This is a genomic window from Pseudomonas sp. ES4 (genome assembly GCF_050586665.1).
Lineage (GTDB): Bacteria > Pseudomonadota > Gammaproteobacteria > Pseudomonadales > Pseudomonadaceae > Aquipseudomonas > Aquipseudomonas frederiksbergensis.
Genome location: NZ_JBOBDO010000002.1, coordinates 119,334 through 145,852, shown reverse-complemented (window position 1 = coordinate 145,852; position 26,519 = coordinate 119,334). Strand labels below are relative to the sequence as shown.

Annotated in this window: 22 protein-coding genes and 1 pseudogene; 13 read left to right on the top strand and 10 right to left on the bottom strand. The window is 59.1% G+C overall.

Annotated features, from left to right (window positions below):
* The first annotated feature begins 318 nt into the window (after positions 1 to 318).
* The 5 genes from ACQ4OB_RS02805 (at position 319) to ACQ4OB_RS02785 (ending at position 5,708) form a co-directional block, all read left to right on the top strand.
* Positions 319 to 1,377 (top strand): ATP-NAD kinase family protein, encoded by a 1,059-nt coding sequence (locus tag ACQ4OB_RS02805; RefSeq protein WP_430955083.1) that lies wholly within the window; start codon positions 319 to 321, stop codon positions 1,375 to 1,377.
* Between the two features lie 33 nt (positions 1,378 to 1,410).
* Positions 1,411 to 2,388 carry a thiamine pyrophosphate-dependent dehydrogenase E1 component subunit alpha gene (locus tag ACQ4OB_RS02800; protein WP_008153706.1) on the top strand — a complete coding sequence of 326 codons (978 nt, stop codon included), beginning with the start codon at positions 1,411 to 1,413 and terminating at the stop codon, positions 2,386 to 2,388.
* 35 nt (positions 2,389 to 2,423) lie between these two features.
* The gene (locus ACQ4OB_RS02795) at positions 2,424 to 3,443 is read left to right on the top strand and encodes an alpha-ketoacid dehydrogenase subunit beta (protein ID WP_054597393.1); all 1,020 of its coding nucleotides are present in this window, start codon (positions 2,424 to 2,426) and stop codon (positions 3,441 to 3,443) included.
* The gene (locus ACQ4OB_RS02790; RefSeq protein ID WP_430955082.1) at positions 3,440 to 4,552 is read left to right on the top strand and encodes an acetoin dehydrogenase dihydrolipoyllysine-residue acetyltransferase subunit; all 1,113 of its coding nucleotides are present in this window, start codon (positions 3,440 to 3,442) and stop codon (positions 4,550 to 4,552) included. Before ACQ4OB_RS02795 ends, ACQ4OB_RS02790 begins: the two co-directional genes overlap by 4 nt.
* A gap of 91 nt (positions 4,553 to 4,643) precedes the next feature.
* Positions 4,644 to 5,708 (top strand): 2,3-butanediol dehydrogenase, encoded by a 1,065-nt coding sequence (locus tag ACQ4OB_RS02785; protein ID WP_430955186.1) that lies wholly within the window; start codon positions 4,644 to 4,646, stop codon positions 5,706 to 5,708.
* A 200-nt stretch (positions 5,709 to 5,908) separates the two neighbouring features.
* Here the strand turns inward: ACQ4OB_RS02785 and ACQ4OB_RS02780 are convergent, their stop codons facing one another.
* Both ACQ4OB_RS02780 and ACQ4OB_RS02775 read right to left on the bottom strand, forming a co-directional pair.
* The gene (locus ACQ4OB_RS02780) at positions 5,909 to 6,646 is read right to left on the bottom strand and encodes an SDR family oxidoreductase (protein WP_102614463.1); all 738 of its coding nucleotides are present in this window, start codon (positions 6,644 to 6,646) and stop codon (positions 5,909 to 5,911) included.
* A gap of 129 nt (positions 6,647 to 6,775) precedes the next feature.
* A complete protein-coding gene (locus ACQ4OB_RS02775; RefSeq protein ID WP_430955081.1) occupies positions 6,776 to 7,345 on the bottom strand; it encodes an NADPH-dependent FMN reductase in 570 nt (189 codons plus the stop codon).
* 144 nt (positions 7,346 to 7,489) lie between these two features.
* On the opposite strand from ACQ4OB_RS02775, the gene ACQ4OB_RS02770 reads away from it, so the two are divergent.
* Positions 7,490 to 8,398, top strand: coding sequence for a LysR family transcriptional regulator (locus ACQ4OB_RS02770; RefSeq protein ID WP_430955080.1), 909 nt, complete (start codon positions 7,490 to 7,492; stop codon positions 8,396 to 8,398).
* 89 nt (positions 8,399 to 8,487) lie between these two features.
* On the opposite strand, the gene ACQ4OB_RS02765 is transcribed toward ACQ4OB_RS02770, so the two are convergent.
* Positions 8,488 to 9,432 (bottom strand): helix-turn-helix domain-containing protein, encoded by a 945-nt coding sequence (locus tag ACQ4OB_RS02765; protein ID WP_102614461.1) that lies wholly within the window; start codon positions 9,430 to 9,432, stop codon positions 8,488 to 8,490.
* 216 nt (positions 9,433 to 9,648) lie between these two features.
* Here ACQ4OB_RS02765 and ACQ4OB_RS02760 point away from each other — a divergent pair, with 216 nt between their 5' ends.
* Positions 9,649 to 10,413, top strand: coding sequence for an SDR family NAD(P)-dependent oxidoreductase (locus tag ACQ4OB_RS02760; RefSeq protein ID WP_430955079.1), 765 nt, complete (start codon positions 9,649 to 9,651; stop codon positions 10,411 to 10,413).
* 93 nt (positions 10,414 to 10,506) lie between these two features.
* Here ACQ4OB_RS02760 and ACQ4OB_RS02755 read toward each other — a convergent pair whose 3' ends face one another.
* Positions 10,507 to 11,571, bottom strand: a complete 1,065-nt coding sequence (locus tag ACQ4OB_RS02755; protein ID WP_418329261.1) for a methyl-accepting chemotaxis protein — start codon at positions 11,569 to 11,571, stop codon at positions 10,507 to 10,509.
* 234 nt (positions 11,572 to 11,805) lie between these two features.
* Positions 11,806 to 12,072: pseudogene (locus ACQ4OB_RS02750) on the bottom strand (PAS domain-containing protein); the annotation flags it as partial.
* Between the two features lie 281 nt (positions 12,073 to 12,353).
* On the opposite strand from ACQ4OB_RS02750, the gene ACQ4OB_RS02745 reads away from it, so the two are divergent.
* From ACQ4OB_RS02745 to ACQ4OB_RS02735, 3 genes are all read left to right on the top strand, one after another.
* Positions 12,354 to 13,490, top strand: coding sequence for a diguanylate cyclase (locus tag ACQ4OB_RS02745; RefSeq protein ID WP_430955078.1), 1,137 nt, complete (start codon positions 12,354 to 12,356; stop codon positions 13,488 to 13,490).
* Positions 13,491 to 13,772: 282 nt separating this feature from the next.
* Positions 13,773 to 15,179, top strand: coding sequence for a GABA permease (gabP, locus tag ACQ4OB_RS02740; protein WP_430955077.1), 1,407 nt, complete (start codon positions 13,773 to 13,775; stop codon positions 15,177 to 15,179).
* Between the two features lie 97 nt (positions 15,180 to 15,276).
* Positions 15,277 to 16,368: a GlxA family transcriptional regulator gene (locus ACQ4OB_RS02735; protein ID WP_430955076.1), complete on the top strand. Its 1,092-nt coding sequence runs from the start codon at positions 15,277 to 15,279 to the stop codon at positions 16,366 to 16,368.
* Between the two features lie 128 nt (positions 16,369 to 16,496).
* Here the strand turns inward: ACQ4OB_RS02735 and ACQ4OB_RS02730 are convergent, their stop codons facing one another.
* The 5 genes from ACQ4OB_RS02730 to ACQ4OB_RS02710 form a co-directional block, all read right to left on the bottom strand.
* Positions 16,497 to 16,745, bottom strand: coding sequence for a hypothetical protein (locus ACQ4OB_RS02730; protein ID WP_076030907.1), 249 nt, complete (start codon positions 16,743 to 16,745; stop codon positions 16,497 to 16,499).
* A 179-nt stretch (positions 16,746 to 16,924) separates the two neighbouring features.
* Positions 16,925 to 19,180 carry a catalase/peroxidase HPI gene (katG, locus tag ACQ4OB_RS02725; RefSeq protein WP_074877234.1) on the bottom strand — a complete coding sequence of 752 codons (2,256 nt, stop codon included), beginning with the start codon at positions 19,178 to 19,180 and terminating at the stop codon, positions 16,925 to 16,927.
* A 380-nt stretch (positions 19,181 to 19,560) separates the two neighbouring features.
* Positions 19,561 to 21,597: an LTA synthase family protein gene (locus tag ACQ4OB_RS02720; protein WP_430955075.1), complete on the bottom strand. Its 2,037-nt coding sequence runs from the start codon at positions 21,595 to 21,597 to the stop codon at positions 19,561 to 19,563.
* A 32-nt stretch (positions 21,598 to 21,629) separates the two neighbouring features.
* Entirely contained in the window at positions 21,630 to 22,235 is a 606-nt protein-coding gene (locus tag ACQ4OB_RS02715) for a hypothetical protein (RefSeq protein ID WP_074877231.1), read from the bottom strand.
* On the bottom strand, positions 22,232 to 23,530 hold the full coding sequence (locus ACQ4OB_RS02710) for a sialidase family protein (protein WP_430955074.1): 1,299 nt from the start codon (positions 23,528 to 23,530) through the stop codon (positions 22,232 to 22,234). The genes ACQ4OB_RS02715 and ACQ4OB_RS02710 overlap by 4 nt, the downstream gene beginning before the upstream one ends.
* 313 nt (positions 23,531 to 23,843) lie before the next feature.
* Between ACQ4OB_RS02710 and ACQ4OB_RS02705 the strand changes: the two genes are divergently transcribed.
* From ACQ4OB_RS02705 to ACQ4OB_RS02695, 3 genes are all read left to right on the top strand, one after another.
* Positions 23,844 to 24,335 (top strand): GNAT family N-acetyltransferase, encoded by a 492-nt coding sequence (locus ACQ4OB_RS02705; protein WP_430955073.1) that lies wholly within the window; start codon positions 23,844 to 23,846, stop codon positions 24,333 to 24,335.
* A gap of 171 nt (positions 24,336 to 24,506) precedes the next feature.
* Entirely contained in the window at positions 24,507 to 25,160 is a 654-nt protein-coding gene (locus ACQ4OB_RS02700; RefSeq protein ID WP_102614453.1) for a DUF2238 domain-containing protein, read from the top strand.
* Positions 25,161 to 25,289: 129 nt separating this feature from the next.
* The gene (locus tag ACQ4OB_RS02695) at positions 25,290 to 26,510 is read left to right on the top strand and encodes a helix-turn-helix domain-containing protein (protein WP_430955072.1); all 1,221 of its coding nucleotides are present in this window, start codon (positions 25,290 to 25,292) and stop codon (positions 26,508 to 26,510) included.
* Positions 26,511 to 26,519: the final 9 nt, after the last annotated feature.

The window sequence follows — 26,519 nt, the reverse complement described above, 5'->3', positions numbered from 1 at the left end:
TTAGTTGTGCGGCTATTAAGCGCCGTTCATTGGTCGCCGACAAGGGCCGGGTCTCCGAGGGCTGGCGGTGAGACGCAACGTCTCACGGTCTCGCCGCCACCTCGTGCAGCCTGACATGACGCGTCTCATTCGGGCTTGATTCGACCACCCTCGGGTTCTCGCCGGACCGCTCTACGACGGGCTTGTGCAGGTATTTTGGCGGATCTGGCATCGGCCTTGCTCTAGCTCTGGTAACCAGCCCGACTGGCAACCCAAAAATAAAAAGAGGTGCCCGATGTCCTGCCCAGCCCCTTTCCCTGTTCTGCCCGCGGTGGCGTCATGAGTCGTGCGCCGCTGACCGTAGGCATCATCGCCAACCCGGCATCCGGTCGGGACATGCGGCGCCTGACCGCCAGCGCCGGGCTGTTTTCCAGCACCGACAAGGTCTCGGTGATCCAGCGCTTGCTGGCTGCCTTTGGCGCCACTGGCATCGAACGGGTGCTGATGCCCACCGACATGACCGGCATCGCCGCCGCCGTGCTGAAAAACAGCCACGGTCGCCAGGCTCGCAGCAGTCACTGGCCGGCCCTTGATTTCCTCGACCTGACCCTGCGCCAAAGTGTCGAGGATACCCGTCACGCGGCGCGCTGGATGGCCGAACGCGGCGTTGCCCTGATCGCCGTGCTGGGCGGTGACGGTACTCACAAGGCGGTGGCCGCCGAAGTCGGCGACATTCCGCTGCTGACCCTGTCCACTGGCACCAACAACGCCTTTCCGGAACTGCGTGAAGCCACCAGCGCCGGGTTGGCCGGCGGGCTGTTTGTCAGTGGGCGGATCCCGCCCGAGATCGCCTTGCGCCGCAACAAACGCTTGCTGGTGCGCGAGCCGGGTCGTGGCCTGTGCGAAATGGCCCTGGTGGACGTGGCGGTGTCCTCGCTGCCCTTCGTCGGCGCCCGGGTCATCAGTCGCGGATCTGATCTGGCCGAGGTCTTTGTGACCTTCGCTGAACCGCAGTCCATTGGCATCTCGGCCCTTTGCGGCTTGTGGTTTCCCGTGTCACGTCAGGCTCCGGGCGGGGCCTGGATGCGCCTCGATGCGCAATCTCCAGAAGCGCTGCTGGTGCCTCTGGCTCCCGGCCTGCTGCAAGGCTGCGGCGTACTCGCTGCCGCAAGCCTTGAACCCGGCGTCGCCCACGGTCTGTGCCTGACCAGCGGCACCCTGGCGCTGGATGGCGAGCGCGAGATTGAATTCAACGCCCATGACCGGCCCACAGTCACCCTCGATGCCGGCGGTCCGCTGAGCATCGACGTCAATGCGGCCCTGGCCTATGCCGCGCAACAGCGACTTCTGGCCATCGGCCGTGAACACCCGCAACACCCTCTGAACCTTGCACCTTGAAACTTGAGCCTCAAGACACCCTGGAGAATAAAAATGTCGACACAGCTGACCGCTGATCAATTGCTGCATGCCTACCAGGTGATGCGCACCATCCGCGTTTTTGAAGAACGCTTGCACGTGGAATTCGCTACCGGCGAGATTCCCGGTTTCGTCCATCTGTATGCCGGCGAAGAAGCTTCAGCCGCCGGGGTCATGGCCCACTTGGGTGATGACGATTGCATTGCCTCCAACCACCGTGGTCACGGCCACTGCATCGCCAAAGGCGTCGATGTGTACGGGATGATGGCCGAGATTTACGGCAAGAAAACCGGGGTCTGCCAAGGCAAGGGTGGCTCCATGCACATCGCCGATTTCGAGAAGGGCATGCTCGGTGCCAACGGCATAGTGGGGGCCGGTGCGCCGCTGATCGTAGGCGCGGCCCTGGCCGCCAAACTGAAGGGGACTGACAGCGTTGCGGTGGTGTTTTTCGGTGACGGCGGCTCCAACGAAGGGGCGGTCTTCGAAGCGATGAACATGGCCTCGGTGTGGAATCTGCCGTGCCTGTTCATTGCCGAGAACAACGGTTATGCCGAAGCCACGGCCTCCAACTGGTCGGTGGCCTGCGATCACATCGCCGACCGCGCTGCCGGTTTCGGCATGCCCGGGGTCACGGTGGACGGCTTCGACTTCTTCGCCGTTCACGAAGCCGCCGGTGCCGCCGTGGAGCGAGCCCGGGCCGGGGAGGGGCCGTCACTGATCGAGGTCAAGCTGACTCGCTATTACGGTCACTTTGAGGGCGACGCCCAGACCTATCGGGCGCCGGACGAGGTCAAGCATTTCCGTGAGCACAACGACTGCCTGATGCAGTTTCGCGAGCGCACTCTCCGTGCCGGGCGGGTGCAGGCCAGCCAGTTGGACCAGATCGACAGCGAGGTCGACCTGCTGATCGAGAACGCCGTGCGCAAGGCCAAGTCCGACCCCAAACCGAGCGCGGCCGATCTGCTCTCCGACGTCTACGTTTCCTATCCCTGAACACGCCCCCTATAACAAGAATCGAGACCTTCATCATGGCGAGAAAAATCAGTTATCAGCAGGCAATCAACGAAGCGCTGGCCCAGGAAATGCGCCGCGACCCCAGCGTGTTCATCATGGGTGAGGACGTCGCCGGCGGTGCCGGTGCCCCCGGTGAAAACGACGCCTGGGGCGGGGTGCTGGGCGTGACCAAGGGCCTCTATCACCAATTCCCTGGGCGAGTGCTGGACACACCATTGTCGGAATTGGGCTATGTCGGTGCTGCGGTGGGCGCCGCGACCTGTGGTGTGCGCCCGGTGTGTGAGTTGATGTTCGTCGACTTCGCCGGTTGCTGTCTGGACCAGATCCTCAATCAGGCGGCCAAGTTTCGCTACATGTTCGGTGGCAAGGCCTCCACGCCACTGGTGATCCGCACGATGGTCGGCGCCGGGTTGCGGGCCGCCGCCCAGCACTCGCAGATGCTGACCTCGTTGTGGACCCACATTCCGGGGCTGAAAGTGGTTTGCCCGTCGTCGCCTTATGACGCCAAAGGCCTGTTGATCCAGGCCATCCGCGACAATGACCCGGTGATCTTCTGTGAACACAAAATGCTCTACAGCATGCAGGGTGAAGTACCGGAAGAGCTCTATACCATTCCCTTCGGCGAAGCCAACTTTTTGCGTGATGGCAAGGACGTGACGCTGGTCTCCTATGGCCGCACCGTCAACACGGCGATGGACGCCGCGCGCAATCTGGCCGCACGCGGCATCGACTGCGAGGTGATCGACCTGCGCACCACCAGCCCATTGGACGAAGACAGCATTCTCGAAAGCGTGGAAAAGACCGGGCGCCTGGTGGTGATCGACGAAGCCAACCCGCGCTGTTCCATGGCCACGGACATCTCGGCCCTGGTGGCGCAAAAAGCCTTCGCCTCGCTCAAGGCGCCGATCGAGATGGTAACCGCGCCGCACACGCCGGTGCCGTTCTCTGATGCCTTGGAGGACCTCTATATTCCCGACGCGGCGAAGATCGAAAGCGCCGTGCTCAAGCTGATTGAGTGGAGCAAGCGTTCATGAGCCAGCTCCATACCCTGACCATGCCCAAGTGGGGCCTGTCCATGACCGAGGGACGGGTCGATGTCTGGCTCAAGGAGGAGGGCCAGGTTATCGCCAAGGGTGACGAAGTGCTGGACGTCGAAACCGACAAAATTTCCAGCAGTGTCGAGGCACCGTTTTCCGGGGTGCTGCGCCGGCAGATCGCCCGCCAGGATGAAACCCTCGCGGTGGGTGCGTTGCTCGGCATCGTGGTCGACGGCGAAGCCAGCGAGGCGGAGATCGATGCGGTGGTCGAGCAGTTTCAAGCCGCGTTCGTACCCGGTGACGGTGCCGAAGAAGACAGCGGGCCGAAACCGCAAAAGGTCGAGCTGGACGGGCGATTGATCCGTTACTTCGAGCGCGGCGAAGGTGGGTTGCCGTTGGTGCTGGTACATGGCTTTGGCGGTGACCTGAACAACTGGATGTTCAATCACGAAGCATTAGCCGCCGGCCACCGGGTGATTGCGCTGGACCTGCCGGGCCATGGCGAGTCGACCAAACAGCTGGCGCGCGGAGACCTGGATGAGCTGAGCGGCGTGGTGCTGGCATTGCTCGATCACCTGGAGATTCCCGCAGCGCATCTGGTGGGTCACTCCATGGGCGGCGCGGTGTCGCTGAACACTGCGCGTCTGGCCCCGCAGCGGGTACGGTCCCTGACCTTGATCGGCAGCGCCGGTCTGGGCGAGGACATCAACGGTGATTACCTGCAAGGCTTTGTCGAGGCTAGCAACCGCAATGCCCTCAAGCCACAGTTGGTGCAACTGTTCTCCAACCCCGAGCTGGTCAACCGGCAGATGCTCGAAGACATGCTCAAGTACAAGCGCCTGGAAGGGGTGGACGCGGCATTGAGAATGCTGGTTTCGGGCCTGTTTACCGAGGGCAGGCAACAACTGGATCTGCGCCATGTGGTGCAAGAAGGCCAGCAGCCGGTATTGCTGATCTGGGGCAGTGACGATGCAATTATTCCGATGAACCACAGCGCCGGGCTGAAGGCCCAGGTCGAGGTCCTGCCAGGTCAGGCGCACATGGTGCAGATGGAAGCGGCCGAGCAGGTCAACCGATTGATCCTGGACTTTGTGCAACAGCACTGACGCCTTCTCCTGGCAGCCTCTCACGGGGTGCCAGGACCAACGAATTCAAGGAGATTTTGCTATGAGTCTTTCAATTAATCCGGTACGAACCATGCGCGCCGCGGTCTGGCATGGCCGCAACGATATCCGCGTCGAAGACGTTCCGCTGCCAATAGCACCGCCCGCCGGCTGGGTGCAAATCCGTGTGCAATGGTGCGGAATTTGTGGTTCCGATTTGCATGAGTACGTGGCCGGGCCGGTGTTCATACCGGTCGACGCGCCGCACCCGCTGACCGGGATCAAGGGCCAGTGCATTCTCGGACATGAGTTTTGCGGTGAGATCGTCGAACTCGGCGCCGATGTCCAGGGTTTCACTGTCGGCGAACCGGTGGCGGCCGATGCCTGCCAACATTGCGGCACCTGCTACTACTGCACCCATGGGCTGTACAACATCTGCGAGAACCTGGCCTTCACCGGGCTGATGAACAATGGCGCCTTCGCCGAACTGGTCAACGTGCCGGCCAATCTGCTGTACAAATTGCCGGCAAACTTTCCTGCCGAAGCCGGGGCACTGATCGAGCCGCTGGCGGTGGGCATGCATGCGGTGAAAAAAGCCGGGAGCCTGCTCGAGCAGAATGTGGTGGTGGTCGGTGCAGGCACCATTGGCCTGTGCACCATCATGTGCGCCAAGGCTGCCGGTGCGGCTCAGGTGATCGCTCTGGAAATGTCTGCAGCACGCAAGGCCAAGGCCCTGGAAGTGGGAGCGAACCACGTGCTCGATCCCAATGAGTGCGATGTCTTGGCTGAGGTACGGCGCCTGACGGGTGGGCTCGGGGCAGATGTCAGCTTCGAATGCATCGGTAATAAACACACGGCCAAACTGGCGATCGATCTAATCCGCAAGGCCGGCAAGTGCGTACTGGTGGGGATCTTTGAGGAGCCCAGCGAGTTCAACTTCTTCGAGTTGGTGGCTACTGAAAAACAAGTGCTGGGCGCGCTGGCCTATAACGGTGAGTTCGCTGATGTGATTGCATTTATCGCTGACGGCCGGCTGGACATCACACCCCTGGTGACCGGGCGCATTCAGTTGGAACAGATTGTGGGGCAGGGCTTCGAGGAGCTGGTCAACAACAAGGAGCACAACGTGAAAATCATCGTGTCACCTGCTCGAGTCTGAAGCGGGTGAATCTGGCGATGGTTCAGGTTGTGTGAAAACGCACAACGTTTTGAACGTGTGCCTGAATGTTGGCCTCGCGCAATCTTGTGCCCGCGATCCCTCGATGTCTCGTCGCATCAGGGTGAGGCAGGGCACGCGGGGCTTACATTCCGAGTACAAAAAGGCCAGCAGGTATGCCCGCGCCGCCATTGCGCACTCCGTCAGAATGGGCTCGCCGTGGGCCGAACGATCAGCTCGCTTACATCCACGTCCGCAGGTTGTTCCACGGCATAGGCAATCGCTCGTGCGATGGCGTCGGCCGAAATCGCGATCTTGCGAAACTCTTTCATCTCGGCGCGACCGCCCTCATCAGAGATGCTCTCGGCCAGCTCGGACTCAGTAACACCAGGAGCGATGACGGTAACCCGAATATCGCCTCCAACCTCTTGACGAAGGCCTTCGGAGATGGCCCGGACAGCGTACTTGGTGGCGCAGTAAACGGCCGCAGTCGGACTCACCGCATAGGCACCAATAGAGGCAATATTGATGATCTGCCCAGCCCGTTGACGCTGCATCAGCGGCAACGTGGCTGCGATACCATGCAGAACTCCGCGAATGTTTACGTCAATCATACGGTCCCACTCATCCACCTTGAGTGCCTCAAGTTTGGAAAGAGGCATCACGCCAGCGTTATTCACCAGCACATCAACACGACCGAACCGGGTAACGGCGAAGTCGATGAAGTCTTGGACATCCTTTCGGTCCGTGACGTCCAGAGCACGGAATTCAGCGCTGCCGGAGGAGGCATTGATATCGCCAGCAATCCTTTCAAGTCGGTCAGTACGACGGGCGCCGAGCACTACTTTCGCGCCTTGGCTAGCCAGCAGTCGCGCGGTAGCCTCACCGATACCGCTGCTTGCGCCGGTGATTGCGATGACTTTGTCTTTGATGTTCAACATGATTGGTTTCCTCTTCTGTTTGCCCAGGAAGCGGGTCTGGAAAGAAGGTTAAGGACAGGCAACAACTTTCCGTTAGTCGAATACTCCGTAACTTTTGCCTATTTCTGCGGCACGCCTTTGCACTGAGCCTTAGCTCACCCGTTCATAGGGCATCTGTTGTCGCGCAGCCTTCAGGGCTCTCGCCCACCAGTTCAGCTGTACCAGCATTCGAGCCATTGGAAGCCTGGCTTGATCAGGCTGACGTATAACCCCGGCCTCATCGATTAGCGCCCAAGGATTAGGGAAGGACACGAAATTGCAGATGGGTACCGCGTGTTGCTCGGCCAGTGCATGGCGAAGCTGATCAATCGCGTAACGTCCACCCGACGCCCCGCCGTAGCCGACGAATGCCACCGGTTTTGCGTGCCAGCGAATCGAAACCTGCTCAATGAATGCCTTCAGCTCGGAGTGATAAACATTGGTCAGTTCCGATGTAATGATCAGGAATGCATCAGCCTCGGCCAAATGGCGAAGACTTTCCTGTCGCTGCATCACGGCCTTATTGTCTGGCTTGGCTATGAGGTTGGCAGGTTCCATATACCAAGGCGCGAACTCAGCACGTTGCGCTAAAACATCAGAAACCCATTTCAGCAGTGCAGTGTTCAGTCCTTCTTCATCCTGAGCACCGTGAATCAGGACCAGTTTTATCTCGCTATTCATCTCACCCTCCAAACTTGGTATCCAAGTGGTGGCATGTCGTTTGCTGAATTTCACGTCCGCCTTTCAGGCTCTGGATTAGAGTATGAGTGGCAACGCGGCAGATATAGCCGGTCCTGGGGCATACAACTTGTGACTTGAATTCATATGAGACGGTTGGACATAAACTGCTTCGCCGAAATGAACGTGTTCGTCAGGGTCGTTGAAGATGGCGGCTACACGGCTGCCGCCAAGAACTGTGCGATGACCCCATCAGCGGTCAGCAAGCTCGTCTCAAGGCTGGAAAACCGCTTGGGAACGCGTTTGCTCAATCGCTCAACAAGGCGGCAGTTGCTCACGCCTGAAGGGGCCGCGTTCTATGAGCGCAGCCTGACTATCCTGGCGGCGGTCGATGAGGCTGAGCAGGAGGCAGCAGCCAGCTCCGCACCTCAGGGAACAGTGCGGGTCAATTGCAATGTCGATATCGGGCGTCTGTTTCTGCTGCCTCTATTGAAGACGTTCTTGCAGCACCACCCTGGAGTATCGGTGGAGGTTTTCCTCAGCGACGAAGTCGTCGACCTGATCAGCGCACGGGCTGACGTGGCCATCCGCAGCGGACCGCTCAAAAGCTCCAATCTCGTGGCCAGGCGTTTGGGCGAGACGAGAGGTCTTATCGTGGCATCGCCGGCCTACCTTGCAGCACGCGGCATACCCAAAACTCCAGCCGAGCTTGTAGACCACAACTGTCTGGGGTTCACCTTCAGCCCACCGATGATGGAGTGGAGCTTCGCAAGCGCAGACGGCCAGTTAACACCGGTGTCCGTTACCGGCAATGCACGGACCAGTGACGGCAATGGAGTACGAGAACTTGCAATCCTCGGGCTCGGCCTCGCGCGCGTAGGGTTTTGCCAGGTCGAGCACGATCTGGCGGACGGGCGCCTTGTCCCGGTTTTAGAGGACTTCATGCCCATCGCGAAGACTGAAGTGCATGCGGTTTACGTAGGGCAGGGAGGAAAGTTGCCCACACGTGTCAGAGCCTTCATGGACTTTCTGGCGACAAACCTCAAGATCCACTAATCGCGCAGGGGCTGAGCAGGCGGGGCGGCTTACATGCGCAGGCGGGATACTCGATTCGAGCGAGCGCCTCGCAGAAACGGTAGGGCATGTCACGCTTGGCGGTAGGCGCTGGGCGTGACCCCCACCTCCCGACGAAAAACCTGGGAGAAATGGCCGGGGCTGGAATAACCGACTTCCAATCCGACATCAATAATGCTGCGATTGGTCTCAAGCAGTAGATGCCGGGCGCGACTCATGCGCAGGCGGATGAAGTACTGCGATGGTGACAGCCCCGTGGCACGTTTAAACATCCTGCTGAAGTGATACTCGCTCAAATCGGCGATATGAGCCAAATGGGCAAGGCGGAAGTCATCGGCCAGGCGCTCGTTCATGGCATCGATGACGCGGCGCAGTTTGTAGGCTTGTAGTGCGTTGCTGCGTCGGGTAGTGCTCTGCGGATCGAGATAACGGCGTAACAGATGAACGGTCAGCGCCTGAGCCAGGCTGTGTACGAACAACAGGCTGGGCGTACGCTCCTCGGTTAGCTCGAAGCGCAACTGATCAAGCATGAAATTTACCCGCTCATCCTGGGCACCGGAGATCTCGAGGAAGGTCACCGGATCGGTGTGCTCGCCCAGAAGATCACGGACAGCCCGATCGATCAGTGGAAGGCCGAGATACAGATGCATCACTTCGAAGGTGTCGCACCCCATAGTCTGCCAACGCATCTCGTAAGGCTCGCTTGTGTTGGTGAGAAAGAAGTCGCCAGCCTGCACATTGACGGCTTTCCATTCCCCACCGAGGGAGCGCTCCTCGACCCTGGCCGTTCCTGCCAGGACCAATACCAGCAGAGGCTCGACCACCGCGGGCACCAGTATCGGCTCGACGGTGCTGTGATGGCTGAACAACTGCACCATCACATCCTGCATCTGCGGGAGCCGCGGATATACCTGCGGTGTTCCCGGCAGATGATGCGGCATCGATTCGGCCGTGATGCGCTGAGCATCCTTCGGTTTCAGGACTTCATTTTCGGGCTGGTGCACAGGAGGCTCCATCGAAACACCCTCAGATGGGGGGCTGGCGTCGATAGAATACCGTAGCCTCCGCTTCCATCAGAGGCTTTAACGTTGGCGCAAAACTCCGACAGCTTCGGCAAGCCTGCGAAAGCCCAACCCTGCCCATTGCGAGACAGTGAAGCCGTCGATAACGACAGCGCCTCACGGGCGCTGAGCCGCCGAATATCTCGTCGGCTTGCAAGGCAGGAGAGCACCATGACTGAGATCAATCACAGCATTCCCAACGAAGTCGAAGGCAAGGTTGCGCTGGTCACCGGCGCCGCCAGTGGCATCGGCAAGGCTATCGCACTGTTGCTGCACGCGCGTGGCGCCAAGGTCATTGCTGAAGACCGCAATCCCTGCGTCGAAGAACTCGCCCGCCCCGGGTTAGTGCCGCTGGTAGCCGACATCACCGAAGACGGCGTCGCCAAGCGCGCAGTCGGTATGGCCGTTGAGAAGTTCGGCCGGCTGGACATTCTGGTCAACAACGCCGGGATCATCATCAATAAGTTAGTCATCGACATGACCCGCGCAGACTGGGAGCGCATCCAGGCGGTCAACGCAACCGCGGCCTTCCTGCATTGCCGCGAAGCGGTCAAGGCGATGATGCCCAACAAATCGGGAGCTATCGTCAACATCGCCTCTTACGCATCCTATTTCGCATTCCCAACCATTGCCGCTTACACCGCTTCCAAAGGCGCATTGGCCCAGTTGACCCGCACGCTGGCGCTCGAGGTGATTGAGCATGGCATTCGAGTCAATGCCATCGGTGTCGGCGACGTGGTGACCAATATCCTCAACGACGTGGTTGACGACGGCCCTGGCTTCTTGGCCCGGCACGGTGAAGCCGCCCCCATCGGTCGTGCTGCACAGCCAGAGGAAATCGCCGAAGTTGTGGCATTTCTCGCCTCGGACCGCGCAAGCTTCATCGTCGGCTCCGTGGTCATGGCCGACGGCGGCATGACCGTCACCGCCGGTTGATCAACTGACCCGGCATTTAGCCTTTTGACCGCCATCCCAGGCGCCTGAAATGTAAAGCCCGCAGGCGCGGGCTTTTTTACGAAAGTTGATGGGTTATCGGTTAAACCGCTCGACCAATGAATACTGGGTTTTAGCGGTCTGGGTTAACTCCTTGCTCAGCTCTGCCGAATGCCTGGCTTGTTCAGATGTTTGGTCCGCCAGATTGGCAATGGTCGTGATATTGCGGCTGATCTCCTCGGCGACGGCGGTCTGCTCTTCAGTCGCAGCGGCAATCTGAGTAGTCATGTCCGTGATGTTCGCGACGGCCTCACTGATGCCGACTAATGCCTTGTCTGCCTCGAGCACCCACGTCACGCCTTCTTCGGCCTGTCGATGTCCGCTTTCCATGGTTTTAACCGCGTTGCTGGATGAGACCTGCAACTTGGAAATCAGGTTATGGATTTGGATCGTGGACTGAGTCGTGCGCTGGGCCAACTGACGCACTTCATCCGCGACTACCGCGAAGCCTCGACCCATGTCGCCCGCGCGGGCGGCTTCGATGGCTGCGTTGAGCGCGAGCAGGTTAGTCTGATCGGCAATGCCTTTGATGACATCCACCACCGCCCCGATCTCATGGCTGTCCTTGGCTAACTGCGCCACCGTCAGCCCTGTCTCGCCCACCACGACGGAGAGGCGCTGAATGGCTTCTCGAGTGTCTCGGGCCACTTCGCGTCCACGTCCGGTCAGCACATTGGCCTCTTGAGTGGCGTCAGCAGTACGCTGGACGTGGCTGGCGACCTCCTGCGTGGTGGCCGCCATTTGATTGACTGCGGCCGACACCTGCTCGGTCTCGACCCGTTGACGGTCCAGTCCCCGAGAGCTATCGGCGGCGAGGCCATCGGATCTCCCCGCCAGACTGGTCAGTTGTTCTGCCGTGTCTTGTAGCCGCGTGAGGCAGGTCTTGAGCCTGGACGCCTGACTGACAAATGCCGTTTCAAGGCGTGCCTGAGCACCGCGTTCATCGCTGTACATTTTGGCCAGTAACGAGTCGGAGGTAGAGGCCTCAGCCATTTCCAGCAGATGCAGCGCCCCTCGGTTTTGCCTGCGGGACACAAGCAACCCGATCGGAATCGATACCCCGACGGCCAAAATGAAAGCCTCAGGTGCGCCGAGGAACATGCCACCCAGCGTCCCCACCAACCCGATCGTGACAACAGGCAACCAAGCGAGCAGGGCGGGTTGCCATTGATCGCTAGCAGGGATGGCTGATTTTCCAAGGCTGATGCGTTTATAGAGAGCTTCGGCGCGACGGATCTGCTCGGCCGTCGGCTTGACCCTGACCGATTCATAGCCAACGACCTCACGCCCTTCGAAAATCGGCGTGACGTAGGCGTTGACCCAGTAGTGGTCGCCATTCCTGGAGCGATTCTTGACGATGCCCATCCACGGCTTGCCTTGCTTCAGCGCGCCCCACATATGGGCAAAGATGGCGGAGGGTACATCAGGGTGACGAACGATGTTTTGAGGCGCGCCGATCAGGTCGGACTTGTTGAAACCGCTGATATCAACGAAGGCGTCGTTGCAGTATGTGATGACGCCCCGTGCATCCGTTGTCGAGATGAGTTTTTGTTGAGGTCCAAGGGCAACCTCGCGCTGCGTAACCGGTTGGTTGTTTCTCATTTGTATTGCTCCTATGCCCTATGCTAGAGGCATCGGCAGCAAGGAGTGAAAGATGAAGAAGTAATTCCACAAGAACAGGTTGTGCGTCGGAAAAGAAGGTGTTGAGCCCAATTTGGCGGTTAAGTCTGGAATGCCGGAAGACAAGTTCCCCGCTGCTATCAGGCTACGTTCATCGCGAGTGCGCTGCCGTGCTCGCGACCACGAGCGTAATTGGGTTGTTCGCGTTGGTGGCAGGGTGCCACAATAGTTTCTTTTGGCTGAGTCATGATCAGGTGGATCACATGGATGGCCCAGGCTCTGGGAATGACCAAGAGTTTTTCATCGCCGAACAGGTGCGAACTGACCGATTGCATCAACTGTTTCGCCAATCATTTTCTGCGGTTTTTGGTAGTTGCCTCGCTGCCATCATGCTGTGCTGGCTGTGTTGGGATCGTTTTGAACACAGCGTTATTTTTTGGTGGCTGGCCATACTGAGCGGGTCGACGCTATTACGCATCTCGATGTTTGTTGCCTATTTTCGCAGCGACGAAAGTGAACGTACGCCTCAACGCTGGGAAGGCAAGTACTGGAGCACGCTCGTGCTGTCCGCCAGTATCTGGGGAGGCGGCGCATTCGTTGTCATGCCAGCAGACGATCTTTTGTCGCAGGCGCTGGTCATGCTTTTTACCGTCGGAATGTCTGTCAGCGCGGTCTCCTGCTACTCGGCCTACCGCTACATGACACTAGTGTCCATTGGGTTGGTTCTGTTGCCGTGCACCGCCTGGTTGCTGTTTCAACCGTCCACGATTCAAGTCGGCATGGCACTTTCGGTGCTGGTGTTCGCATCATTTGTTGCCCGTGCGACACGAAAAATGTCCGAAGCACTGGAAACCGCCTTTCGACTAACCCGAGAAATGGAACAGGCGAACAGCATTTCCACCCGAGCAGCACAAACCGATGAGTTGACCGGCCTGAAGAGTCGACGAGCTTTTTTCGAGCATGCCCAGCAGTTGTACAACGAATGTGAAATCAACCGGTCAGGGTTGTGCGCCGTGATGTTGGACATGGATCACTTCAAACATATCAACGACACCTACGGCCATCAGGTTGGAGATCAGGTGTTGCGCCAAATGGGTGTGGTCATCAGTTCATCCTTTCGTGCCACGGATATCCACGGCCGGCTAGGTGGGGAAGAATTCGCCATTCTGCTCCCGGACACCTCCATTGAGGTCGCCGTCAAGATTGCAGAAGAGCTCATCCAGACTGTTGCTGGATTGATGATCGAGCCTGTTCACTGCATAACGGCCAGCCTCGGCGTAGCGTCGACGGATGCCGGTATTCACGATCTGCACAGCTTGATGAACAATGCCGATAAAGCACTGTATCGAGCCAAGGCTCTGGGACGTAATCAGGTCGCTGTTGCCCAACCATCGCGATGACCTTCGCGCAGGATGATCTGCCCGCTTGCATCACCGCGGATGCGCGCTTGGGCATGTCGAAATCAGACTCGCAAGTGGCGCACTCAGGCTATTTTCGCTGGAGGCAAGACGCGTAAGGTGGCGCGTCACTTCATGGCCGTGTGCAGCCGTGATGCCTGATCTAGAAACTCAGGAGCGTTTGAGGTGCGCCGCGTTCGTGAAGCGGCAACAGGAAGCAATGATGATCGCCTGACCCTCAGTCAGTACGCCCTAACGTCGATCACCAGAGAACAAAAAATAACGATGAATAACCCGAACTCCACAGTTTCGAACGGTCAGTTGGCGCAGGGTTTCAAACCGCGTCACGTCACTATGCTTTCTATCGCGGGGATTATCGGCGCAGGTTTGTTTGTTGGTTCCGGACATGCCATTGCGGCCTCTGGTCCGGCGGTATTGCTGGCTTATCTGTTTTCCGGCCTTTTGGTCGTTCTGGTCATGCGCATGCTGGGCGAAATGGCGGTTGCCAACCCGGACACCGGGTCGTTTTCCACCTACGCCGACCAGGCTATCGGGCGTTGGGCAGGCTTCACCATCGGCTGGCTCTATTGGTGGTTCTGGGTGCTGGTGATACCCATCGAGGCGCTCGCGGCCGGGCATGTATTGAACCAATGGTTCCCGCAGATCGATACCTGGTTGTTTGCCTTGCTGTCGATCATCCTGTTGGTCGTGACCAATCTGTTCAGCGTGTCCAAATACGGCGAGTTCGAATTCTGGTTTGCGATGGCCAAGGTCGTGGCGATCATCGGCTTTATCGGCCTTGGTTTTGCGGTGTTGATGGGTTGGATTCCCGAGCGCGAAGCCAGCGGGTTGAGCCGAATCATGGAGGAGCATGGTGGATTTGCGCCCAATGGCTTGTCAGCGGTCGTAGGCGCGTTCATCACCATCATGTTCAGCTTCATCGGTACAGAAGCGGTGACCATCGCCGCCGCCGAATCCAGCAATCCTGCGCAGAACATCGCCAAAGCCACACGTTCGGTGATCTGGCGCATTGGGGTGTTCTACCTGCTGTCCATTTTCGTGGTCATTTCCGTGGTGCCCTGGAACGATCCGTTGCTGGCGTCGGTGGGCTCGTACCAGCGAGCGCTGGAACTGATGAACATTCCCCACGCCAAGTTACTGGTGGATGTGGTGGTCTTGATTGCCGTGGCCAGCTGCATGAACTCCTCGATCTATATTTCCTCGCGCATGCTGTTCTCGCTGGGCAAACGCGGTGATGCACCGAAGCCGCTGAAGGTGACGTCATCGGCGGGCGTGCCGAGAGCTGCGGTGATCGCCAGCACCATACTGGGTGCCGGCGTGACCTTGTTCAGCTATTTCATGCCTGCCGGACTGTTCCAGTTCCTGCTCGCCAGTTCCGGCGCCATCGCCTTGCTGGTGTATCTGGTTATCGCCGTGTCGCAATTGCGCATGCGCAAGATTCTGCGTCGGCAGAATGTCACGCTGACCTTCAAGATGTGGCTGTTTCCCTGGCTCACCTGGTTGGTCATCGTGTTCATCTGCGCCGCGTTGGCGGTGATGATGGTGACGCCCGAGCACCGTATGGAGGTTTCTTCGACCATCGGTCTTGCGTTAGCCATTTCCTTTATCGGCCTCGTGACCACGCGTCACCATGGGCAGCCGCAGCGGGCGGTGTCGGCGGAAACTGCATAGCAGCGTTCTCCAGCGTAATCAGGTGCTCGAGCAGTGGCGAGGCGGCAAAAGCCGTCTGCGCCACGGGCCATTACCGTCACTGCGAGAATAATCTTCGATGGCATACGACACCTTCAAGGCCGCTCCTCCCCAAACTGTCGGTTTCTTGCTGCTGGACCAATTCACGTTGATCTCCCTGGCGTCAGCAGTAGAGCCTCTACGCATGGCCAATCAGTTGACCGGTCAAGAGCTCTATCGTTGGCATACTCTGAGTTCGGGGGGAGAGCAGGTCTGGGCAAGCGACGGCATGCCGATCACTCCGGACACCTCGATCATTAACGCACCGATGCTTGATACCGTGATCGTCTGCGGTGGCATTGGCATTCAAGGCGCTGTAACCCGGGAGCACGTAACCTGGTTGCGAACCCTGGCGCGACGTTCGAAGCGGATCGGAGGCGTGTGCACTGGTAGTTGGGCCTTGGCCAAGGCGGGCCTGCTCGATGGCTTCGATTGCAGTGTGCACTGGGAATTTCTGGCCGCCATGCAGGAAGCTTTTCCGCTAGTGAACCTCAGCTCCAGCTTATTCACCCTCGACCGAGATCGCTTCACCAGCTCTGGTGGAACCGCGCCAATGGACATGATGCTGCACCTGATCAGTCGTGATCATGGTCATGAGCTATCGGCGGCCATCTCCGAGATGTTCGTCTACGAGCGAATCCGCAACGAGCAGGATCACCAACGCGTGCCCCTCAAGCACATGCTCGGTACCCATCAACCAAAGCTGCAGGAAGTGGTCGCCTTGATGGAGGCCAATCTGGAAGAGCCGATTGATCTGGACGAACTGGCGAATTACGTCGGCTTGTCCCGTCGCCAGCTTGAGCGGTTGTTTCAGAAATACCTGCATTCTTCACCTTCGCGGTATTACCTCAAACTGCGCCTGATTCGCGCACGTCAGTTGCTCAAGCAAACGCCGATCTCCATCGTAGAGTTGTCGGTGGTCTGTGGCTTCGTGTCCACACCCCATTTTTCCAAGTGCTATCGCGAGTGTTTCGGCATTCCACCCAGCGACGAGCGCTTGGTGGCGGAATCGCAACCCCTCGTGACAGCAAGATCGATTGCGCAGGCATTGCCCTTGGCAAGGCCGATGAGCTTGCTGGATCAGGCACGTGATGAATCAACCTTCGCAAGTATCAAGATTTTGAAATCCTGAACAATGCGGGTGATCTTTTCGGGATGGCTCGGCGTGGCGACATCAACGAAATGGGATGAACTATCAGGGGATTGCTCGCCACTTCGATCAAGAAAGCGAACAATCCTCCTGTTCTTTCAATCGAATCCTCAATCGCTCACCTCATTTGTCATCATGCGTTTCAGGCGCACCCAGTCCTGGAATGCAGCGGCCCGCTTCGCGTCAGCCTTGGCCTTTGCCTCGGTGAATCGTGCCCATGCTTCGGGGCTTCGGTCGTCTTGAATCAGTTTGTACGCTTCCATATCGAGCCGATCGGCTTCGTGGAATTGTTCGGCATTGGTGGCGATTTTATCGTCCCAATAACGCTCATCGGTGAAGCTCGAAATTCGCTCGCTCATTTTCGCGATCCTCTCCTGTCACTCATGAACGAATGATTGTGTGCGGTTTAAAAAATTCCCTCGGCAAGACGGTAGGAATGTACGCCTGTACGGGTTGAGACAGACCGCAAGGGCATCGACACAAAAAGCACAACGCCTCCACAGTGGGAGGCGTTGCAGTTTCAGCGATACCGCTGGTGTTACCTGAGGTCGAAGCGATCCAGGTCCATCACTTTGGCCCACGCGGCGACGAAGTCTTTCACGAACTTCTCCTGCGCATCAGCGGTTGCATAGACTTCAGCCAACGCTCGCAACTGCGCATTCGAGCCGAAGACGAGATCGACGCGGGTGCCGGTCCATTTCAATTCGCCGGTGTTGCGATCGCGCCCTTCAAACTCCTCATTAGCCTCCGACACCGGTTTCCATTCCACGCCCATGTCCAGCAGGTTTTTGAAGAAGTCGTTGGTCAACGCTTCCGGTTGCTGGGTGAAGACACCGTGCCTGGTTTGTCCGACGTTGGTGTTCAACACACGCATGCCGCCAATGAGCGCGGTCATTTCTGGCGCGGTGAGTGTCAGCAGTTGTGCCTTGTCGATCAACAGATGCTCGGCCGGGACGCTGTATTTGCCTTTGAGGTAGTTGCGGAAGCCATCGGCGATGGGTTCGAGGAAGCCGAAAGACTCCACGTCCGTCTGCTCTTGGGAGGCATCCATCCGCCCAGGTGAGAAAGGCACCGTCACGGTTTGACCGGCATTTTTCGCCGCCTGTTCGACGCCGGCGTTACCGGCCAGCACGATCAGGTCAGCCAGCGAGATTTTCTTGCCGCTGTTGTTGAACTCGCTTTGGATACCCTCGAGTTTCGCCAGCACGCTCGCCAGTTGCTCAGGCTGGTTGGCCTGCCAGAACTTCTGTGGAGCCAGGCGCAGGCGCCCACCGTTGGCGCCGCCGCGTTTGTCGGAGCCCCGGAAGGTCGAAGCCGCCGCCCAAGCCGTTGATACAAGCTGCGAGACGCTCAGGCCAGAATCGAGGATTTTGCTCTTGAGCGCAGCGACGTCACTGTCGTTGACCAAGGCATGGTCGACCGCTGGAATCGGGTCTTGCCACAGCAGCTCTTCGCTCGGCATTTCCGGGCCGAGGTAGCGGGAGAGGGGGCCCATGTCACGGTGGATCAGCTTGAACCAGGCGCGGGCGAACGCGTCGGCCAACTGGTCTGGATTGGCCAGGAAGCGCCGCGAAATCGGTTCATAGATCGGGTCGAACCGCAGCGCCAGGTCGGTGGTCAGCATGGTCGGATTACGCCGCTTGGACGGGTCGTGAGCATCCGGAATGATGCCGGCACCGGCGTTGTTTTTCGGTATCCACTGGTTCGCACCGGCCGGGCTTTTGCTCAGTTCCCACTCAAAGCCGAACAGGTTTTCCAGATAGTTGTTGCTCCATTTCGTGGGCGTGGTGGTCCAGGTCACTTCCAAGCCGCTGGTGATGGTGTCCGGTCCTTTACCGGTGCCGAAGCTGTTCTTCCAGCCAAAGCCTTGTTGTTCGAGGCCAGCGGCTTCGGGCTCGGCGCCGACATTGTCGGCAGGTCCGGCGCCGTGGGTCTTGCCGAAGGCGTGGCCGCCGGCGATCAGTGCCACGGTTTCTTCATCATTCATCGCCATGCGACCGAACGTTTCGCGGATGTCCTTGCCCGCAGCGACCGGATCCGGGTTGCCTTCCGGGCCTTCCGGGTTGACGTAAATCAGGCCCATTTGCACGGCAGCGAGCGGGTTCTCCAGGTTGCGCCCCTGTTCAGTGCGGCTAGCCTCGTTTTCCCCTGGCTCAGCTACAAGTGGGCCTTCGCCGGGTTCTTGCATGGGCTCGTCTTTTTTGCCGTAGCGGGTGTCGCCGCCCAGCCACTTGTTTTCCGAGCCCCAATAGACGGCTTCATCCGGTTCCCAAGCGTCTGGACGACCGCCGGAAAAGCCGAAGGTCTTGAAGCCCATGGACTCCAGTGCGACGTTGCCGGTGAGGACGATCAGGTCGGCCCAGGAAATTTTGTTGCCGTATTTTTGCTTGATCGGCCAGAGCAGCCGACGTGCCTTGTCGAGGCTGACGTTGTCCGGCCAACTGTTGAGCGGCGCGAAGCGTTGCTGGCCGGAACCGGCGCCGCCACGGCCGTCACCGGTGCGGTACGTACCGGCGGAGTGCCAGGCCATGCGAATGAACAGTGGCCCGTAGTGACCGAAGTCCGCCGGCCACCAGTCCTGGGAATCGGTCATCAACGCTGTCAGGTCGCTTTTGACCGCTTCAAAGTCCAGGCTCTTGAATGCTTCGGCGTAATTGAAGTCCTTGTCCATGGGGTCGGACAGGGAGGAGTGCTGATGGAGGATCTTCAGATTCAGTTGGTTCGGCCACCAATCGCGGTTTGTCGTGCCACCGCCAGCGGCGCTAATGAACGGGCATTTCGATTCGTTTGCCATGTGTGAGCTACCTTTGGTCGTATTCATCCGGCTATCCGGCCCGGCGTGGGCGTTAAACAGCAACGGGCGAAACCAATGACACAGGCTGCAGGGCCAGCAGTTTGATCAACTGATTGTTTTTGATCGCACGGGAATTCTGAACAGCGGCAATCGAGTTGCCTGCACGGTGGCCTACGGCAGGTTTAGTCAGGCTTCTGACCCATTCCTATCTCCTTATCAGTTTTGACCGGCCGGCTTATGGTGCCGACGCTCGGATAAGGTTAGACCCCAGTTGGGAAGTCAGCTAATAGGGGGAGTATTAGGGCGTAATAGGCAGAGTCTTTTACGGGGGGGCGGGGGAAGGCCCCGCGTCTATTTGCAGCATAGACGCGGGAAAGCCGTTACTTGCGCACGTTTTGGTACAGCATCAACCTTGAGGTTTCGTGCATGGCGCGGGTCAGTTGCGACAGGCGTTTGAACTCTTCCGGGTTTTGTTCGGCGACGTTGTCCAGCGGCGTCGGTGAGGCCAGGTCATGGAGGCTTGGCGAGCTGCCGTCATGCTCCATCTGCACCATGTAGTGTTGAGTCACGCCGGCAATCAGCGGGAATGTTCCCTCACGCAGCACCAACGGCACCACGCGTTCACCCTCAGGCGCGGGCTGCTGAATGTCACGGCCCATGCCACTGTTGCGGAACTCAAGACCGGCCATGCCCGCCACCGTGGGCAGCAAGTCCACCAGGCCGACCGCTTCTTCGACCTTGCGCGTCCCGAGCAAACCCGGTGCGTGGATGATCATCGGCACCGCGTTGCTTTCCAGGCCCAATTGCTCGTAGGCCGGTGCCAGGAACGGAATCTGCGCGATGCGGGTGTTGTGGTCGCCAAACAGCACGAAAATGGTGTTGTCGTACCAGCCGCCGGCCTTGGCGATTTCCATCAAGCGACCGATATTGAAGTCCAGCAAGCGCACGGCGTTGTATTGCTCGACACTGCGCGACCCTGCGGCCTGAACTTCGGCCAGGGTAGGGTGCTTGACCTCGAAGCCATCGTTGGTCTTGGGAATCGTGAAGGGACGATGGTTGCCAGCCGTCTGCACATAGGCGAAGAACGGTTTGTCCTTGGGCAGTGCTTGCAGGATCTGGTCGGTTTCCTTGAACAGGTCCAGGTCGGAAATCCCCCAGACATCCACCACCGGGGACTTCCAGTCCCGCTCTTCGAACAAGCGAACGCCATCGATGCTTTGGCGGATCAAGGCATTCATGTTGGCCCAGCCGGAGTTGCCGCCGATGGTGTAGATCTTCTCGTAACCGGTGAACGCATTGATCAGTGTGTTTTGCTTGGTGATCAACGGATTGCGCGTCGCGGTTTCCTGGCGGGTGACGTCAGGCACACCGCTGATGCTGGCCCAGACGGTTTTTGCGGTCCCCGTCACCGGCACATAGAAGTGCTCGAAAAACCAGCTCTGCGTGGCCAGACGATCGATATTGGGCGTCGGATTGATCGGGTTGCCGTAGGCCCCGACGGCGCTGGTGCCCAGCGATTCGAGCATGACGAACATCACGTTCGGCGGCCGGGAGCCCGGTATTTTGTAAGTTTGTGGCGCCTGGTGACGAACGAAATCAAGGGTTTGCGGGTCGGGCTTGTCCACGCCCAGGTAGTTGGCCATCACCGCGTAGTGTTCGCGCACTTGCGCTTCGTCATAGCGCGACTGGCCGACCTTGACCGTGTCGTAGAGGAACAACACCGGGTTCAGGCCCAACGCAGCGATCTGGTTATTGCCCGAGAAGAACGCATCGCTCCAGCGCAACGGGACCGGGTTTTCAAGGTTCATGTTTTCGACACGACCTAAAATGCCCAGCAGCACCACCACGACCATCACCGCGCCACCCAACACCGCAGAGAGTCGGCGTATGACTTTGCGGGGGCGGTCCAGCGTCACGCGTTCCAGGCGCACCAAGGCCAGTGTCACCAGCGCGACTGTTGCCAGCCAGCCCAGTGAAATCCAGATCACCGGGTAGGTCTGCCAGACCATGTCACGGGATATTTGCGCATCCTCGATGAAGCGCAGCACGGTGGCGTTGATCCTCACGCCCAGGTAGGCGTAATGGCCAAAGTCGATGATGTAAATCAGCAGCAGGACGCTCAGTGCAGCGACCAGATACACGCGGGCGATCCGGCGAAGCAGGCGGCTGTTGATCAGGTTCCAGCGCGGAATCCAGGCCAGCAACGCCAACGGCAACATCGCCAGGATGGCCAGGCGCAGATCGAAACGAAAGCCGATCCCCAGGGTTTCCATGACGTCATTTTTGTCGATGAGGGCGTTGGCGTCGAAACCGGAATAGCCGAAAAAGAACATGACACGAAGCACAGCAAACAGCGCGAACGTAATCGCTGTCGCGCCCAGCCAATAATGTAAACGTCTCGAGTGCAGCCAACCCATCCCTGTTCCCCTGTTAATAAAGTCGTTAAATCTCAAACGGAACCGGACGCTGCACCGCGGCGCTTGGTTGCCCGGCCATACGTCCAGCGTACGGCAAGCATCAGCAGTGCCACGCAGCAATACAGGCCCAGCAGCGGATCAACCAGGTAATCCCAATAGTTTTGCGAAGGTTTGATCCCGGCAATGAAGGCCAGGGTCGCGCTGGCCAGCATCACGACGGCCAGGCCGTTGCGCAGGTAAAACAGGCCCAGGGTCAGCACGCCGAGGAAGATCAACATGACGCGCGGGCTGTAGCCAAACCGATAGGGGTCCAGATCACTCATGCCCAGGGTTGCTGGGTACAGCACCACGGCCATCGCGGCGAAGAGGATCAATACCCCGGTTTTACCCCGCGCAGGTGGCAAGACATCCAGCCGACGCAAGCAGCCCCACGCCATGAACACCATGGAGGTGATCGCCAGGTCATCAATGTAGCTGCGCAAATAGGCGGCCAACGATAACCCGTCCAACGCTATGAAGCTGACGGCCAGCAATGCGGCCAACAGGGCGATCCGCCAGCTCCTGTGCAAGCCGAAAGAAGGCAGCATCAGGAAGATGATCATTGCGAAGCTGACATGGGCTTGCCACAGACTGATCATTTGCGACGCTCGTTGAGCCAGGCATCGTTGAAGGTGACGTGCTTGATGAAGGTGTTGTTCCAGGAATAAACCAAGTGATACATCCCGTCGGGGCTGCGGATGAAGTACGGGTATTCATATTCAAATTCACACCCTTGGCTTTTACAGACACGGTTGTCGAGGTTGTCCAGGAACTGTGCCTCCAGCGGTTGGCGAAGCGCGCCGCTGGAACCGCGAAACTCTTTGCCGATGATTTCCTTGTAGGCCTCGGGCGAAAACGGAGCACCTTCGGGGTCAGGGGACTTGTCCAGGTCCCGCAACGAGCGCCAATCGTCCATTTTTGCGTCGGTGCCATACAGGCTCAGCTTGAAGCGCCCCTCCTGCAGGTCGTTGAGCGCCACCAGCAATCCGTGTTCGGGCGTCGCGACGGCGGCCAACGAAGAGTTCGGGTTCGAGGGATCGAGCGGATAAGGCTCGCTCCAGGTTTGACCGGCGTCCTCGGTGCGGGACGCCAGCACACGGTGGTGGGTGTCGCCGGCATAGCGCAGCAAGGCGATGCCGCGCTGGCCGTCCAGTGGAACCACCGTGGGTTGCAATGAGTTTTTGCCGTGGCTGATGCGGAATTTGTCGATCACATCGCCGTCTGCGCTCAAGTAGAGGTACTCGGCAAACTTGCCCAGGAACTCGTGATAGACCGGCAAGCCGATGGAACCGTCGGCATGAAACACCGGTGCCGACCGGACCAGAGTGCTGATGTTCAGAAAGGGTGAAGTGATCAACTGCCGCGGGGCGGACCAGCTTTCACCGAAGTCATCTGACACCATCACATTGACCGCGCTGCCGGCCCAGCCACCCATGGACACCGACACGTAGAACAGCCACAGGCGATTATCCGGCGCGAGGGCAACCACCGGATTGCCCAGCTTGCGAATGTATTTTCGCGTGCCCTGTTGGGTCGAATCCCGCGTCGCCAATACCTTTTCTGCCCCCCACTCGCCGGTTTTCGAGTCGAACCGGGCAGAGCGCACCTGCACATCGGCTGCGCCTTCGCGGGAGCCGGCGAACCAGACCGTCATCAGGCTGCCGTCGGGCAGGGCGGTCACTGCCGAGGAATGCACGAAATCCACCAGCCCGGACGAGGCGAAGCGGCTGGTATAAATGGGCTTGGCGACTTGGCCAGCCACTGCCATCACTGGACTTAACAGGGCAAAGGAGGAATGCGTATTGGCAGGATTAACGAACCATGCAGCCGCAAACAGGCAAGAGAGTGAAAGGTATGCACCGAGGGCACGAACGCTAGGAAGTTTGATGCGCATCATTACGGCTTTGGCATCTCATGGCCCGATAAAGCGCACAAACTAACACTCGGTAGTACAAGATCGGATTTAATGAATTTCTAATTTGTAAGCAATTGTTTGTGATGTACTGGGTTGTCGATGATCCGCATCTGATCGAGTGGCGAAGACTGGCGGAATAGACGGTTTTCGCTCTGGAAAACGGGACTTGCCGAGTCTTTGCACCATTGGTCGCAAAAGCCGGACCTAAGCTGTGGTGAAGCTGAAAAGGAAACTTTTATCCATCCTCTGCAAAAAGTAATCTGTCATCCCGACATTTGGATGGATCCAGACCATGCACCTCACCTACCGCCCCGTAAGCGCTGAAGATGTCCTGACGATTTGCGATTTTCCTCAAAATCCCCAAGAGCTGTTTTTTATGTTCCCGAAGGCGCAGTACCCGCTGACGGCAGATCAACTGCAGGCTTCGATTGCTCAACGTTCCGACTCAACGGTGGTTGAGGCGGACGGTTCTGTGATGGGCTTTGCTAACTTTTACAGGTTCGAGCGCGATGGCATTTGCGCGATCGGCAATGTGATCGTGTCGCCCAAGGCTCGGGGAAAAGGGGTCGCGAAGTTTTTGGTGCAGACGATGGTGGAGTTGGCGTTCGAACGTCATCGGGCATGTGAGGTGCAGCTTTCATGCTTCAACGAGAATACGGCGGGGTTGCTGCTGTATCCGCAGCTCGGGTTTGTACCGTACGGGGTCGAGGAGCGATTGGCGCCGGACGGGCGTCGTGTGGCCCTTATACATTTGAGAAAGACCGGGAGCCACGGGGGGCTCTGAGTATTTTCAGGCCTGGTTTTTTGTTGTTCGTTCGGACCTCTTTGCGACGGCTGGACTATGACGTTGTGAAGGCAGCCTTTTGTCGGTGTGCCTGAACCGGACTCGCGATGAGTTGATCCATGTAGAAGGACTCCGGAGCCGTCGTCATTCTCCGATTGAGGAACTCAAACCATGCACCCCAACGTGCACCGGCGATACGACCTGACGCTGCTGATGCTGTTTGTGTTGATCGTCGTGGTGTCAGGGTATTCACCCCACAGTCGAGTGGATTGGGCACTGGAAAACCTGTTGGTGCTGTTACTGGTGGGCACATTGGTGGCCGTCTCTGGCCGGTTTCGCCTGTCAGCGGTTTCCATCAGCCTGGTATTCGTTTTCCTGTGCATTCACGAACTGGGTTCTCACTACACCTATGCCAAGGTGCCGTACGACCAATGGTGTTCCGCCTTGACCGGGATCAGCCTCGATAAAGCGCTGGGGTGGCAGCGCAATCATTTTGATCGGCTGGTTCATTTGAGTTACGGGCTGTTGATGGCTTATCCCATTCGCGAAGTGTTGCTGCGCCTGACTCCGTTGCGGGGTTTCTGGTTGGTGTTTATGGCGTTGAACATCATTCTGTCGACGTCGGCCATTTACGAAATCGTGGAATGGATTGGTGGCGCCTTCCTCGGCGACGACACCGCGCGTGCCTTTGTCGGTGCGCAGAACGATCCCTGGGATTCACAGAAAGACATGGCGTTGGCGGTGGCTGGCGCCTTCGTCAGCGAGTGTGTGGTTTTGCTGTACAAGCCAAAGCGCGCCGTTCCTCAGGCTGAGCAACCGTTTTAAATCACCGATAAGAACAACCGATCCCTGCTTAAAGATTTGCGGAGGCGGCTTCCTTCGTACTTGTGCGTCGTGAGATAGACTCAACAGCGAACATCCGACGGTGGGAGTGACAACGGTGGCGGGATTGCGATGGACTCGCTGATCACGGCCGCAGCGCAGGCGCTGGCGGCGGGTGATCCGCTCGGTGCGCTGAACCGGGTCGCGTTGCGCGACGATGCGCCGGCGCTGGCGTTGCGCGGGATTGCGATGGCGCAACTCGGCGATCTGGTGCGAGCCAAGGCGCTGGTGCAGAGGGCGGCGCGTGCCTTTGGACCGAAGGAGGCCTTGGCTCGGGCGCGGTGTGTGGTCGCCGAGGCCGAGATCGCGCTGGCCTCCCGGGAACTGGGCTGGCCGGTGAAGGCACTTGAGGCGGCGCGGGTGACGCTTGAGGCACATGGCGATCGGGTGAACGCCGCTCACGCGCGGTATCTGCAGATTCGGCGTTTGCTGCTGATCGGGCATCTTGAAGAGGCCGACGTGCTGCTCGCCGAGCTTGATCCCGCGCCTTTGCCGCCGGCCTTGCGCACTGCTCACGAACTGGTCGTGGCAGGGATCGCGATGCGACGACTTGAGACGAACAAGGCGCGGTCTGCACTCATGAGGGCCGAGCATGCCGCGCGCGACGCCGATATTCCTGCGCTGACGGCCGAGGTGGAAAACGCAGCCCTTGTCCTGAACACGCCCGTCGCGCGTTTGCTTGCCCATGGCGAAGAGCGGCCACTGTTGCTGGAGGAGGTGGAAGCGTTGCTCGCATCCACGTCGCTGGTCGTCGACGCCTGTCGCTACGTCGTGCGTGGCGCTGGCATGTCGGTTTCCCTCGCCTCACGCCCGGTCTTGTTCACCCTCGCGCGGGCACTGGCCGAAGCATGGCCGGCCGACGTGTCGAGGGAAGCGCTGGTTGCCCGGGCCTTTCGTTTGAAGCACGCCGACGAGTCCCTTCGCGCACGGTTGCGAGTCGAAATCGGGCGACTGCGTGCGGCGTTGAAACCCTTGGCCGGCGTGATTGCAACCAAACGCGGGTTTGCCCTGGTGGCGCTGGTTGCCTCTGACGTGGTGGTGCTGGCGCAACACGTCGAAGAGAAACACGCGCAGGTGTTCGCGTTCCTCGTTGACGGTGAGTCGTGGTCCAGTTCGGCCCTGGCCCTGGCCCTCGGTGCCAGCCAGCGCACGGTGCAACGGGCACTCGACGAACTGGCCCGCGCGGGCAAGGTGCAGTCGTTCGGTCGCGGTCGGGCACGGCGCTGGATGACTCCGCCGCTGCCGGGTTTCGCGACGACCTTGTTACTCCCGGGGCCACTGCCGGGTGACTAGGATGAACGC

Coding starts and splice junctions, on each gene's coding strand:
- ACQ4OB_RS02715 (WP_074877231.1), bottom strand. CDS start 22,235: ATGATCAGTCTGTGGCAAGCCCATGTCAGCTTCGCAATGATCATCTTC.
- ACQ4OB_RS02705 (WP_430955073.1), top strand. CDS start 23,844: ATGCACCTCACCTACCGCCCCGTAAGCGCTGAAGATGTCCTGACGATT.
- gabP (WP_430955077.1), top strand. CDS start 13,773: ATGAATAACCCGAACTCCACAGTTTCGAACGGTCAGTTGGCGCAGGGT.
- ACQ4OB_RS02735 (WP_430955076.1), top strand. CDS start 15,277: ATGGCATACGACACCTTCAAGGCCGCTCCTCCCCAAACTGTCGGTTTC.
- ACQ4OB_RS02795 (WP_054597393.1), top strand. CDS start 2,424: ATGGCGAGAAAAATCAGTTATCAGCAGGCAATCAACGAAGCGCTGGCC.
- ACQ4OB_RS02695 (WP_430955072.1), top strand. CDS start 25,290: ATGGACTCGCTGATCACGGCCGCAGCGCAGGCGCTGGCGGCGGGTGAT.
- ACQ4OB_RS02730 (WP_076030907.1), bottom strand. CDS start 16,745: ATGAGCGAGCGAATTTCGAGCTTCACCGATGAGCGTTATTGGGACGAT.
- ACQ4OB_RS02720 (WP_430955075.1), bottom strand. CDS start 21,597: ATGGGTTGGCTGCACTCGAGACGTTTACATTATTGGCTGGGCGCGACA.
- ACQ4OB_RS02770 (WP_430955080.1), top strand. CDS start 7,490: ATGAGACGGTTGGACATAAACTGCTTCGCCGAAATGAACGTGTTCGTC.
- ACQ4OB_RS02785 (WP_430955186.1), top strand. CDS start 4,644: ATGCGCGCCGCGGTCTGGCATGGCCGCAACGATATCCGCGTCGAAGAC.
- ACQ4OB_RS02700 (WP_102614453.1), top strand. CDS start 24,507: ATGCACCCCAACGTGCACCGGCGATACGACCTGACGCTGCTGATGCTG.
- ACQ4OB_RS02780 (WP_102614463.1), bottom strand. CDS start 6,646: ATGTTGAACATCAAAGACAAAGTCATCGCAATCACCGGCGCAAGCAGC.
- ACQ4OB_RS02755 (WP_418329261.1), bottom strand. CDS start 11,571: ATGTTCCTCGGCGCACCTGAGGCTTTCATTTTGGCCGTCGGGGTATCG.
- ACQ4OB_RS02805 (WP_430955083.1), top strand. CDS start 319: ATGAGTCGTGCGCCGCTGACCGTAGGCATCATCGCCAACCCGGCATCC.
- ACQ4OB_RS02765 (WP_102614461.1), bottom strand. CDS start 9,432: ATGGAGCCTCCTGTGCACCAGCCCGAAAATGAAGTCCTGAAACCGAAG.
- katG (WP_074877234.1), bottom strand. CDS start 19,180: ATGGCAAACGAATCGAAATGCCCGTTCATTAGCGCCGCTGGCGGTGGC.
- ACQ4OB_RS02800 (WP_008153706.1), top strand. CDS start 1,411: ATGTCGACACAGCTGACCGCTGATCAATTGCTGCATGCCTACCAGGTG.
- ACQ4OB_RS02760 (WP_430955079.1), top strand. CDS start 9,649: ATGACTGAGATCAATCACAGCATTCCCAACGAAGTCGAAGGCAAGGTT.
- ACQ4OB_RS02790 (WP_430955082.1), top strand. CDS start 3,440: ATGAGCCAGCTCCATACCCTGACCATGCCCAAGTGGGGCCTGTCCATG.
- ACQ4OB_RS02775 (WP_430955081.1), bottom strand. CDS start 7,345: ATGAATAGCGAGATAAAACTGGTCCTGATTCACGGTGCTCAGGATGAA.
- ACQ4OB_RS02710 (WP_430955074.1), bottom strand. CDS start 23,530: ATGCGCATCAAACTTCCTAGCGTTCGTGCCCTCGGTGCATACCTTTCA.
- ACQ4OB_RS02745 (WP_430955078.1), top strand. CDS start 12,354: ATGGATGGCCCAGGCTCTGGGAATGACCAAGAGTTTTTCATCGCCGAA.